The 11631-nt window shown below is 71.2% G+C and carries 11 protein-coding genes; 7 read left to right on the top strand and 4 right to left on the bottom strand.

The window, feature by feature from the left end; all coding sequences use genetic code 11:
- Window positions 1-2: 2 nt before the first annotated feature.
- The 4 genes from ACIBH1_RS42600 to ACIBH1_RS42585 are packed head-to-tail and all read right to left on the bottom strand — an operon-like array spanning window position 3 to window position 3630.
- Window positions 3-518 (bottom strand): hypothetical protein, encoded by a 516-nt coding sequence (locus ACIBH1_RS42600; RefSeq protein WP_397319792.1) that lies wholly within the window; start codon window positions 516-518, stop codon window positions 3-5.
- Window positions 519-530: 12 nt separating this feature from the next.
- Window positions 531-1784, bottom strand: coding sequence for an ABC transporter permease (locus ACIBH1_RS42595; protein WP_397319791.1), 1254 nt, complete (start codon window positions 1782-1784; stop codon window positions 531-533).
- Window positions 1781-2512, bottom strand: a complete 732-nt coding sequence (locus ACIBH1_RS42590) for an ABC transporter ATP-binding protein (protein ID WP_397319790.1) — start codon at window positions 2510-2512, stop codon at window positions 1781-1783. The genes ACIBH1_RS42595 and ACIBH1_RS42590 overlap by 4 nt, the downstream gene beginning before the upstream one ends.
- Complete coding sequence (locus ACIBH1_RS42585) at window positions 2509-3630, bottom strand: efflux RND transporter periplasmic adaptor subunit (protein ID WP_397319789.1); 1122 nt, start codon at window positions 3628-3630, stop codon at window positions 2509-2511. Before ACIBH1_RS42585 ends, ACIBH1_RS42590 begins: the two co-directional genes overlap by 4 nt.
- 144 nt (window positions 3631-3774) lie before the next feature.
- Between ACIBH1_RS42585 and ACIBH1_RS42580 the strand changes: the two genes are divergently transcribed.
- The 7 genes from ACIBH1_RS42580 to ACIBH1_RS42550 all read left to right on the top strand — a co-directional run bounded on the left by ACIBH1_RS42580 (window position 3775) and on the right by ACIBH1_RS42550 (window position 11630).
- Entirely contained in the window at window positions 3775-5523 is a 1749-nt protein-coding gene (locus ACIBH1_RS42580; protein ID WP_397319788.1) for an efflux RND transporter periplasmic adaptor subunit, read from the top strand.
- A 36-nt stretch (window positions 5524-5559) separates the two neighbouring features.
- Window positions 5560-6246 (top strand): response regulator transcription factor, encoded by a 687-nt coding sequence (locus ACIBH1_RS42575; protein WP_397319787.1) that lies wholly within the window; start codon window positions 5560-5562, stop codon window positions 6244-6246.
- A gap of 8 nt (window positions 6247-6254) precedes the next feature.
- The gene (locus ACIBH1_RS42570; RefSeq protein ID WP_397319786.1) at window positions 6255-7790 is read left to right on the top strand and encodes a sensor histidine kinase; all 1536 of its coding nucleotides are present in this window, start codon (window positions 6255-6257) and stop codon (window positions 7788-7790) included.
- Window positions 7791-7926: 136 nt separating this feature from the next.
- Window positions 7927-8718 carry an ABC transporter permease gene (locus tag ACIBH1_RS42565; protein WP_181608981.1) on the top strand — a complete coding sequence of 264 codons (792 nt, stop codon included), beginning with the start codon at window positions 7927-7929 and terminating at the stop codon, window positions 8716-8718.
- A complete protein-coding gene (locus tag ACIBH1_RS42560; protein WP_397319785.1) occupies window positions 8718-9572 on the top strand; it encodes an MlaE family ABC transporter permease in 855 nt (284 codons plus the stop codon). The genes ACIBH1_RS42565 and ACIBH1_RS42560 overlap by 1 nt, the downstream gene beginning before the upstream one ends.
- A 4-nt stretch (window positions 9573-9576) precedes the next feature.
- Entirely contained in the window at window positions 9577-10590 is a 1014-nt protein-coding gene (locus ACIBH1_RS42555) for an MlaD family protein (protein ID WP_397319784.1), read from the top strand.
- On the top strand, window positions 10587-11630 hold the full coding sequence (locus ACIBH1_RS42550) for an MCE family protein (protein WP_397319783.1): 1044 nt from the start codon (window positions 10587-10589) through the stop codon (window positions 11628-11630). Before ACIBH1_RS42555 ends, ACIBH1_RS42550 begins: the two co-directional genes overlap by 4 nt.
- Window position 11631: the final 1 nt, after the last annotated feature.

The following is an 11631-nucleotide window of genomic DNA, read 5'->3' as shown; positions in this document are numbered from 1 at the left end:
GCTCACCTCGGCGGGCGGGCCGCGGCGGCGCCCTCCCTGATCGTCGTGGCGCTGACCGATCCGTCGTCGCCCGTGGCGCCCTGGACGGTGATCGTGCCGCCCTTCTTCAGCTCCGAGAGCTTCCCCGTGACCAGCACGGCGGTCTCGTCGGTCGTGGTGACGGTGATCTCCGTGCCGTCCTGGGTCCTGACCGTGAGCGTGTCGCCGTCGATCTTCGTCACGGTGCCAACGGTCGCCTGGCCGCCGAAGCCGCCCATCTGACGGCCGCCGTTCTGGCCCATCTGGCCCGTCTGGCCCATGCCGCCTGGCCGTACGCCCGCTTGCTGTGCCGTACCGGACGAGGCGCCGGCGGACGACCCGAAGGCCTTCTGGGCCTGGATGCCGAGCAGCACCCCGCCGGCCAGCACCACGCACGCGCCCAGCACCACGGTGAGCCTGCCCACCCCCTTCTTCTGCGCGGCCCGCAACTCGGACTCGAGATCGCCGTCGAACGGCGAGTTCTCCAGCGTGTCCTTCATGATCATGAACCTCTATTCGTGCCGAAGTGCCTGGATGGGGCGGAGCTTGGCGGCCCGGTTGGCCGGATAGCTGCCGAAGAACAGCCCGATGGCGACCGAGACGCCCAGGGCCAGGACGATCGAGGAGGGCACGATCACCGGTTCGATGCCGGCGATGGTGAACTGCGCCCCGGCCACCGCGATCGCCACGCCTGACAGGCCGCCGACGAGCGAGAGCAGCGTCGCCTCCAGCAGGAACTGGCCGAGGATCGCCCCCCGGGGCGCGCCGATGGCCTTGCGGATGCCGATCTCCCTGGTCCGCTCGGTGACGGTGACCAGCATGATGTTGGTGATGCCGATGCCGCCGACCAGCAGCGAGATGGCCGCCACCGCGCCGAGCAGCACGGTGAAGGTGCCGGTGGCCGCGCTGACCGTCTCCTGGAGCGTGGCCTGGTTGAGGATGCGGTAGTCGGCGGTTCCCGTGGCCGGGATGCCGTGGAGCTGGTTGAGCACGGCGGTGATCTCGGCCTGCGCCGTGGTCGCCGCCCCCGCCGAGGTGGCCTGGACGAGGATCTGGCTGAGCGACCCGAAGCCGGTCAGCGACTGCTGTACGGCCGGCAGCGGCGCGATGGCCACGTCGTCGGCGTCCTGCATGCCGCTGGAGCCGCTCTCCTTGAGCACCCCCACCACCGTGAACGGCACACCGGAGATCGTGACGGCCTTCCCGATCGGATCCTGGGCGCCGAACAGGTTCTCCGCCACGGTCTGCCCGATCACCACGATCTTGCGCGCGGCGCCGACGTCGGCGTTGACGAAGTACTGCCCCTGGGCCACCGGCTTGTTGGCGGCCTCGAAGTAGCTGGGATAGGTGCCCACGAGTTGCGCGATCGAGTGGCTGGCGCCCTCGAAGGTCGCGGTGGCCGAGTTCGCGGTGACGATCGGCGAGACGGTCCTGACCGACGGCAGCTGCGCCCGGTCGGTCAGGGCCTTGGCGTCGGCCAGGGTGAGCTGGCGCGCCTGGGTGCGCGGGCCGCCGTTGGAACGTCCGGCCGCCCCTCCGGCGCCGGGGAAGCCCCCGCCTCCGGTGGTGGAGGAGGAGATCGTGAGCGTGTTGGCGCCCAGCCTCTGGATGTTCTGCGTGATCGACCGCGACGAGCCCTCGCCGACCGCGACCAGGAGGATCACGGCGGCGACGCCGATGAGGATGCCGAGCGTGGTCAGCGCGCTGCGCAGCTTGTTGGCCACCAGGCCCCTGAGCGCGAAGCGCAGGATCTCCAGCGGGTTCACAGCACGGCCTCCGTGGTGCGCGGGGGCGGCCCGTCGACCGGGGCCTGACGCCGGTCCTCGATGACCTGGCCGTCGACCAGCCTGATCACCCGCTTGGCGTGCGCCGCGACGTCGTCCTCGTGGGTGATGATCACGATCGTGCGCCCGGAGACGCTGAGCCGGTCGAAGATGTCGAGCACGTCCCGCGTCGAGCTGGTGTCGAGGTTGCCGGTGGGCTCGTCGGCCAGCAGCATCGCGGGAGCGGTGACCAGCGCCCTGGCGACGGCCACGCGTTGCTGCTGGCCGCCCGAGAGCTGGTTGGGGTCGTGGTGGACGCGGTCGGACAGGCCCACCTGGTCCAGCGCGGCCAGGGCCCGCTCGCGCCTGGGGGCCGGGCCGACGCCGCCGTAGGTCAGCGGGAGCTCGACGTTGGCCAGCGCGCTCATGCGCGGGATCAGGTTGAACGACTGGAAGACGAAACCGATCTTGCGGTTCCGCAGGACGGCCAGCTGGTGCTCGCTGAGGTCGCCCACGTCGACGCCGTCGATGAGGTAGCGGCCGGCGCTCGGCACGTCCAGGCAGCCCAGGATGTTCATCAGCGTCGACTTGCCGGATCCGGAGGCGCCCATGATGGCGACGTAGTCGCCCTTCTCGACGTCGAGCGTGACGCCGCGCAGGGCGCGCACGGTCGCGTCGCCCTCGCCGTACTCCTTGACGAGGTTCTCCACGCGCAGGACGGGACGGCTCATCGGCCGCCACCGCCCGGGGGCTGGCCGCCGCCGCCGGTGAAGCCTCCGCCGCCGCCGAAGCCGCGCATCTGGTTGCCCTGCTGGCCGGTGGTGGTCGTGGTGGCGGGCGGGACGACCTGGTCGCCCTCCGACAGCCCGGACCTGATCTCGGTCGTCACCGTGCCCTTGACGCCCAGGGTGACCGGCGTGCGCACCTGCCGGCCGTCCTTGAGCAGGGTGACCGTGCTCTGGCCGCCGGCGGTGGTGATCGCACTGGAGGCCAGGGCGATCACGTCGTCGGCGCGGCCCACCTCGACGCTGACGGTGGCGGTCTGGCCGAGCTTGACCTGCTTGGGCACCTGCGTGAAAGCCACGGTCACCGGGTACTGCACGACGTTGTTGCTCGTGGACGAGACCGGCTCGATCTGGGTGATCTCGCCCTTGCCCGAGACGCCGGAGAGCGCGTCGAAGGTGACCGTGGCCTGCTGGCCGACCTTGAGCCTGGCCACGTCCGTCTCGGTGAAGTTGCCGGTGAGCTGCAGCTTGGCGATGTTGGTCAGGGTCAGGAAGCCCGTCGACCCGCCGGTGCTCGCGCCCGACTGGCCGGAGGTGGTCGCGCCGGAGCCTTCCGAGGACGACGACGAGCCGCCGACGGCGCCGTTGAGCGCGGTGATCGTGCCGCCGAAGGGCGCCTTGAGCACGGTCCCGGTCACCTCTCGCTGCGCCTCGCGATAGGCGATTCGTGCCTTCACGTAGGCGGCGTAGGCGGCGGAGGAGGAGCCGGAGTCCTCGGCCGCGGCCTGGTAGTCGGCCAGCGCCGCCTCCAGGCCCTCGCGCGCGCTGTCGTCGTCGAGGCGGGCCAGGATCTGCCCCTTGCTCACCTTGTCGCCGACCTGCACGTAGATCTTCTCGACCGTCCCGGTGGTGCCGAAGGACAGCGAGCGGGTCTGCGCGCTCTCGACGGAGCCGGAGGCGGAGACCGAGGCGACGACGGTGCCGCGGGAGGCGGCGACCGTGCGCACGGCGGCCTCCTGCGTGGCGCCGCCGAGCCCGAGCGCGTTGTGGATCGCGCCGGCGCCACCCAGCAGGAGGATTCCGAGGGCCCCGTTGATCAGCAGGCCTCTGCGTCTGAACTTCACACTGCGTGACCGTGGCACGCTTAGATGTGGATTTTTCTGCGTTTTCCTTAAAATATGATGAGAAAGGAACCGCATAGAAAACCATAGCGAAGGCACAGGTGGCGCCTAGCAAATTCCCATATCTACCAGCCATGATGGCCGCCCATGAGTGCAAAAAGGGTGCGGATCGGCGCCTTGGCAGCCGCCGCGGCCCTCACCGTCGCCGGCGCGAGCTACTTCACTCTCCGTGACGAAGCTCCGGAGGCGGCCAGGGTACGGCTGGCCTCCGCCGAGCGCGGGACGGTGACGTCCGCGATCTCCGCCCCGGGCAACACGGCCGCAGGCGACAGCCGGGACCTGGCCTTCTCCGCCTCGGGCACGGTCACCAGGCTGAGCGTCAAGGTGGGCGACCGGGTGAAGAAGGGGCAGGTCCTGGCGCGCATCGACGCGACGGCCGCCCAGGAGGCCTACGTCCAGGCCAAGGCGGACCTGGCCGCCGCACAGGAGGCGGTGGAGGCCTCGACGTCGACGGAGGCTTCGGCGGGCAAGGGCTCGTCGGCACCCTGCACGACAGGCCCGCAGCCGTCGGCGTCACCCAGCGCGGCGGCGTCACGCAGCGCGGCGGCATCGCCCGGCGCGGCGGTGTCGCCGGGTGCTGCCGCACCGCTTAGCGCGGCGGTGTCGCCCAGCGCGTCTGTGTCGCCCGCCGCGTCTTCAGGCGCCACGCCGGGCAGCGTCGACGGGGCCCGTGCCACCGTACGGCCCGCGGCCCTGGAGCTCGGCCCGGCCACACCCTCGCCCTCGGCGACCGGGGACAAACCCGGGCCGGATCCCGAGCCCACCGGCGAGCCCTCGCCCGAGCCGGTGCCGACCGTCACCGTGACGGTCACCGCGACGGCCACGGTCACGGCCACCGCGACGGTGACCGTGACGGCGACGCCGAGCACCGCCCCCAGCACCCCGGCACCCGGCACCCCGCCGCCGAGCAGCGCCGCCCCGAGCAGGAGCGCCTCCCCCGCCGCATCACCGTCAGCCAGCCGGTCGGCAACGGCCAAGCCGTCCGCCAGCCCGTCCACCAGCCCGTCCACCAAGCCGTCCGCCAAGCCGTCCGCCAAGCCGTCTGGGAATCCCACCGCCCGTCCAAGCACGAGCGCCAAGGACACCACCAAGGCAGGCGCCTGCGCCACGCCCACAAGCAGCGCCCGAATCACCGGCGGCTCCACGACCACCGGCGGCTCCCCGACCACGGGCGGTGCCGCGACCACCGGCGGCTCTACCGGCGACAGGGCGGAAGCGCAGCTGAACCAAGCGGAAGCCGCCCTGGAGAAGGCCAAGGAGCAGCTCACCGGCACGAAGATCGTCGCCCCCGCCGCGGGCACCGTGCTGATGGTGGCCGGTCAGGTGGGCGAGAGCTCCGGCGCCGGCGCCTTCATCACTCTCGGCGATCTCGACGAGCTCCAGGTCCAGGCGCTGTTCACCGAGAGCGACATCGCCCAGGTCAGGATCGGCCAGCAGACCGCGGTGACGCTGGCGAGCGCCCCGGAGTCCAAGCTCACCGGCATGGTCACCCACATCGCCCCCACCGCGACGACGAGCAACAGCTTGGTGCGCTACGCGGTCACGGTCGCCTTCGACGAGCCGCCGTCCGGTCTGATGGTCGGCCAGACGGCGGCTGTGGTGCTCACGCTCGACGAGGCGGAGGCCGCGGTCTATGTGCCGGTCCAGGCGGTGACCACCCGCCCGGACGGCACGTCGGTGGTCACCACGCGCGAGGGCGTGAGGCCCGTGGAGCTCGGCGTGCGCGGCGACCAGTACGTGCAGATCGTCTCCGGGCTGGGCGAGAAGGATCAGGTGGTGCTGCCCGACGCCTCGGCGGGCGGGTTCCCCGACAGCAGCTGGCCGGAAGGGTTCTAACCCTTTTCTCACGTTGGGCACGTTTCCTTGGAATCCATGAACGACAGGCAGATCCACATCCTCGTGGTGGATGACGAGCCTCCGCTGACCGAGCTGCTCACGATGGCGATGCGGCTGGCCGGCTGGGAGGCGTTGCCGGCGCATGACGGGGAGAGCGCCGTCAAACAGGCGCGTGCCGTACTGCCGGACGCCGTCGTGCTCGACTGGATGCTGCCCGACATGGACGGCCTGCAGGTTCTGCAGCGGCTGCGGGCGCTCAGCCCGACGTTGCCGGTGCTGATGCTGACGGCCAAGGACGAGGTCGCCGACCGGATCGCCGGGCTGACGGCCGGCGCGGACGACTACGTCACCAAGCCGTTCAGCCTGGAGGAGATCATCGTGCGGATGCGCGGCCTCCTGCGGCGCTCGGGGGCCGCCCAGGCGCCGCCGGACTCCCGGCTGACGCTCGGTGACCTGGTCATGGACCAGGACACCCACGAGGTGTGGCGGGGCGGCAAGCCGGTCCAGCTCACTCCCACCGAGTTCGAGCTGCTCCGCTTCCTGCTGAACAACCCCCGGCGGGTGCTGAGCAAGACCCAGATCCTGGAGCACGTGTGGGGCTACGACTTCGGCGGCAACAGCAACGTGGTGGAACTCTACGTGTCGTACCTGCGCCGCAAGCTGGGCATGCAGCTGATCCACACGGTCCGCGGGGCTGGCTACGTCGTCAAACCGCCTCGCTGACGAGCCGGGTGGTCGCGGTCGCGATCGTCCTGCTGACGGCGCTGACGCTGGTCATCGCGACCGCCACGACATTGCAGCTGCACGCCTCGCAGCGGGCCCAGCTCGACGACCGGGTCCGTGACGCGGCCAGGCGCGCGGTGATGGCCGCCTCGCGCATCCCGGGCGACGCGCCCGCCGACTACCTGTTCGTGCCCGGACAGAGCATCGGCACGTTCGGCGCGCGGCTGCGCGGCGGCGTGGTGGCGGAGGCGACCGTGTTGTCGTCGGAGACCGCGATCGACGCGGTCGACGCGCCGCCGGAGCTGCTCGGCGTCGGCCGCCGGCCGGTGACCGTGTCCCTCGGCGACGAGCTGGGCGACTATCGCATGGTGGCCGAGCGCGGCCGCGCCGGCGACGTGATCGTCACGGGCCTGCCGGAAGCGCCGATGAACGCCACGATCAGCCGCTTCATCGCGATGGAGGCCGTCGTCGCGCTGACCGCCGTCGTGCTGGCCGCCCTGCTGGGCACGGCCATGGTGCGGCGCGCGATGCGTCCCCTGCACCGCCTGGCCACCACCGCCACCCGCGTCTCCGAGCAGCCGCTGGACCGAGGTGACGTCGTACGGCTGGCACGCGTGCCGGACGCCTACTCCCATCCCGGCACCGAGGTGGGCCAGGTGGGCGTCGCGCTCAACCAGATGCTGGGGCACATCGAGGAGTCGCTGGCCGCCCGGCACGCCGGTGAGGTACGGCTGCGCAAGTTCGTCGCCGACGCCAGCCACGAGTTGCGCACCCCGCTGGCCTCGATCGCCGGATACGCCGAGCTGGCCGCCCGCGACCCCGAGACCCACGAGCATTCGCTGCGGCGCATCCGCTCGGAGACGACACGCATGACGGCGCTGGTGGAGGATCTGCTGTTGCTGGCCAAGCTCGACGCGGGGCGGCCGCTGGCCCGCGAGGAGCTGGATCTGCGGCCGCTGCTGGTCAACGCGGTGAGCGACGCGTACGCGGCCTCGCGCGAGCACAAGTGGCTGGTCGACTTCCCCGGCTCCGACCCCGAGCCGGGCCCTGCCGAGGACGAGCCGGGCGACGACGAGCCAGCCGACACCGAGCCAGGCGACACCGAGCCAGGCGACACCGACCCGGGCGACACCGAGCCAGGCGACACCGACCCGGGCGACACCGACCCGGGCGTGCCGGCCGACGACGAGCCGGTCGTGCTGGGCGACGCCGACCGTCTCTACCAGGTGGTGACGAACCTGCTGGCCAACGCCCGTTCCCACACCCCGCCCGGCACCACGGTCAGCACGACGCTGACGGTCGAGTCGGGGTGGCTGGCGTTGCGGGTGCGCGACGACGGCCCCGGCATCGCCCCCGAAGTGCTGCCCGACCTGTTCGACCGTTTCACCCGCGGCGACGCGGGACGCTCCCGCCAGGTGGGCGGCACCGGCCTGGGCCTGGCCATCGTGGCCGCCGTGACGGCCGCCCACGGGGGCAGGGTCGAGGTCTCGAGTGTCCCGGGTGACACGGTGTTCACGGTGTGGCTTCCCGGGGCGCGTTCGTAGCGGATTATCCGCCCCCGACAATCGCCTGGCCTGCAGTCATACGGAAACCGCAAATTACCGCCAAATCATCGACTTACTGGACAACCCGTCAGTAAGGTTGCTGATCCGTAGCTGCCCCCACGATGTCGAGGTGCCGATGGCCCTGACCGGTTTCGTTGGCCGGAAGGCCGGGTCCGCGCTGGGCCAGGTGGGCGAGCTGTTCGTGATCGTCCTGGAAGGGCTGCGCCGCACGTGGGACGTGCGGAACTGGTTCTGGGAGTTCGTCGCGCAGTGCTGGTTCCTGGCCCGCATCACCAGCGTCCCGGTCCTGCTGGTCAGCCTGCCGCTGGGCGCGACGGTGGCGTTGCAGGTGGGCGAGCTGGCCTGGCAGCTGGGCGCGGCCAGCGCGACCGGCAGCGCGGTCTTCGTCGGCCTCATCCGCGAGGTCGCGCCACTGGCCAGCGCGCTGCTCATCGCCGGGGCCGGCGGCAGCGCGATGACCTCCGACATCGGCGCCCGCAACATCCGCGACGAGCTGGCCGCGATGGAGGTCATGGCGGTCAACCCGATCCACCGCCTGGTCACCCCGCGCATGTGGGCGGCCTCGACGGTGGCGGTGTGCCTGTGCCCGCTGGTCATCCTGGCGGGCGCGACCGGCGGCTACTTCTTCAACGTGGTCGTCCAGGGCGTCACGCCCGGCGCCTACTTCGACGGCGCGCTCAGCCTCGTCGTCGGCAGCGACCTGTACGTCACCCTCTTCAAGGCCTGGGTGTTCGGCTTCATCGCCGCCGCGGTCGCCTGCTACAAGGGTATGACCTGCCAGACCAGCCCGGTGGGCGTGGGCCGCGCGGTCAACCAGTCGACGGTCGTGACGTTCATGCTGGTCTTCGCCTTCAACTACGTGATCTCGGCCGTGTACTTCCTCGCCTACCCGCCCAAGGCCTTCTGATGGTCACCCGGACGGCGGGCGCCAGAGCCGCGCTGAAGGGCCGCGACCTGGCCGAGCGGTTCGCCCAGCTGGGCGACTGGCCGCTGTTCGTGTGGAAGGTGCTGTTCTACGCCGTCCGCGACGTCATCCTGCGGCTGAAGTACTTCAAGGTCGTCTTACGCCAGATCAGCGACGTGGTCGTGGGCGTCGGCGCGACCGTCATCGGCGGCGGCATGATCTTCGTCGTCTTCACCATGGCCTTCGTCGTCGGCGCCACCGTGGGCCTGCAGGGCTACCAGGGCCTGGCCTCGATCGGCGCCGAGTCGTTCATGGGCCTGGTCGGCAGCTTCGCCAACGTCCGCGAGATCACCCCGATCATCGCCGCCACCGCCCTGGCCGCCCAGGTGGGCTCGGCCTTCACCGCGGAACTGGGCGCGATGCGCATCTCGGAGGAGATCGACGCGCTGGAGGTGATGGGCATCAACGCCTTCACCTATCTCATCTGCACCCGCGTGGTCGCCGCGCTCGTGGCGCTGATGCCGATCTACCTGATCGCCCTGTTCGCCAGCTTCTTCGCCACCCGCCTGATGTGCACGGCGCTGTTCGGCATGGCGCCGGGCGTCTACGACTACTACTTCTACATCGGGCTGCCGGTCAGCGACATCGTCTTCAGCGTCGTCAAGGTCGGCGTCTTCGCCTTCACGGTGATCGTCATCCACTGCTACCACGGCTTCTACGCCACCGGCGGCCCCGTCGGCGTCGGGGTGGCCGCGGGCCGGGCGATCCGCCAGTCGATCGTCACCATCGTCCTGCTCAACCTGCTGCTGTCGTGGCTCTTCTGGGGCGGCGGCGGAAGCCTGAAGCTGACGGGGTGAGGGCGTGAACCACTCGTTGCCGCTGAGACTGGCCATCGCCGTGGCCGTCGTGGCCGCGCTGGCCGCCGGGACCTTCTTCGTGGTGCGCGGCGTCACCGAGGTGGCCGGAACCAGGATCGTGGCGATGTTCGACCGCGCCGGCCAGGGGCTGGACGCCAACTCGCCGGTCAAGGTGCGCGGCATCACCGTCGGCGGCGTGACCGCCGTGACGCTCGACCCGCAGGGCAGGGCCGTGGTCACCATGCACATCGAGCCTGCCGTACGGCTTCCGCAGACGACCACGGCGGCGGTCGAGCCCAGCTCGGTCTTCGGCCCCAAGTTCGTCGACCTCAAGCTCGGATCGGGCGAGAGCACCGGCCCCTACCTGGCCTCCGGCGCGGTCATCCGCGACGGCGAGGAGCCGGTGGACCTGTCCGACTCCCTGGGCGACCTGTATCGGGGCGTCGACGCGGTCGATCCGCGCGAGGTCACCGTCATCGTGCACACGCTGGCCAAGGGCCTGGAGGGCAAGGGCAAGCCGCTGCGCGAGCTCATCGACGACTCGGGCACCGTGATCGAGGTCGCCTACCGGCACCGCGACCGGGCCAGGCAGTTCCTGAGCGACAGCGCCCTGCTGTCGGGCGCCTTGCAGGACAAGGGCGACGACCTGGTCCTCATCGCCCGCGACATCAACACCCTCACCCCCGAACTGCTGCAGCGCGCCGACAAGGTGCGCGTCCTGCTCAAGGAGATCACCTCCGTCTCCGAGCTGGGCGCGCACGGCCTGCGCAAGCACCGCGGCAACCTGCGCGCGGGGGTGCACTCGGGCGAGCGGGTCGCCTCGCTCATCTACGCCCAGCTCGGCCTGGCCGGCGACGGCGTGCGCGGGCTGACCACGCTGGTCGACCTGCTCAACGAGCTCATCGAGGCGCCCGGTCCCGGCCAGGCCCACCAGCTGCAGACCGTCTCCTTCCTGCTCGGCGACGTCTGCCAGCTCATCGTCGGCTCCTGCGGCCCCACCGACGGGAGGAAACGATGAGGTCCTCCCGCGCCTGGCTGATGCTGCGCTTCCTGCTCTTCCTGGGCGTGACGCTCAGCCTGATCGTGGTGATCACGATCCAGATCGCGCGGGTCAGCACCGGCGGCGGCTACACCCTCACGGCCGTCTTCGACGACGTCTCCGGCCTGCTCGAAGGCGACCAGGTGAAGATCGCCGGAGCGCCGGTCGGCCAGGTGCGGTCGATCCGCGTCGTCGCCGGCCGCGCCGAGGTGGTACTGGAGGTCGACGAGAAGGTGAGGGTGCCCGCCGACACCGAGGCCGCCGTGCGCTGGCGCAACGCCGTCGGCCAGCGCGTGGTCTACCTGGTGCCCGGCACCGCGCCCGGCATGCTCGCCGCGGGCTCGCGGATCACCCGCACCTCCTCGGTCGTCGACATCGGCGAGCTGGTCAGCGACCTCGGCCCGCTGACCCGCAGCCTCGACCCCGAGCAGATCAACCAGCTGCTCACCGCTGCGGCCAAGGCGCTGCACGGCAACGACAGGAACCTGCCGCGCCTGCTCGACAACGTCAACGACATCACCGGGACGGTCGCCCAGCGCAAGGAGACCATCAAGGAGCTGCTGAAGGACTACGCCACCGTCGCCGAGGTGGTGGCCAAGCGCGACAAGCAGATCGCCCGGCTGGTCGACAACCTCGTGCTGTTGTCGGAGGGGTTCGCCCGCAACCGCAAGCTCGTCGACGACTCGATCGTGCAGCTGTCGGCCGAGTTCGACACCGCCAACCAGGTGCTCGGCCGCAACGCCCGGGAGCTCGGCCTGCTCACCGACCACCTCACGGGCCTGACCGGCGGCATCCGGCGCAACGTCGGCCGCATCGAGCGCACGATCACCACCATCCAGCCGCTGTTCGAGCGGGCCTTCAGCAGCGTCAACCGGGGCCACTACTTCGTCTCGGCGGTGCCCTGCCTGGCGCTCGGCCCCTCGCCCTGCCCCTACGCCATGAACACGCCGCCTCCGCTGCGCGACAGCTACCGGGTCTCCACCGCCAAGGACCTGCGGCGGCTGCTGGTGGGAGGCTGAC

This window comes from Nonomuraea sp. NPDC050663 (genome assembly GCF_044456985.1).
GTDB lineage: Bacteria > Actinomycetota > Actinomycetes > Streptosporangiales > Streptosporangiaceae > Nonomuraea.
The sequence above is the reverse complement of the archived record's forward strand: the minus strand, read 5'-3'. Positions and strand labels throughout refer to the sequence as shown.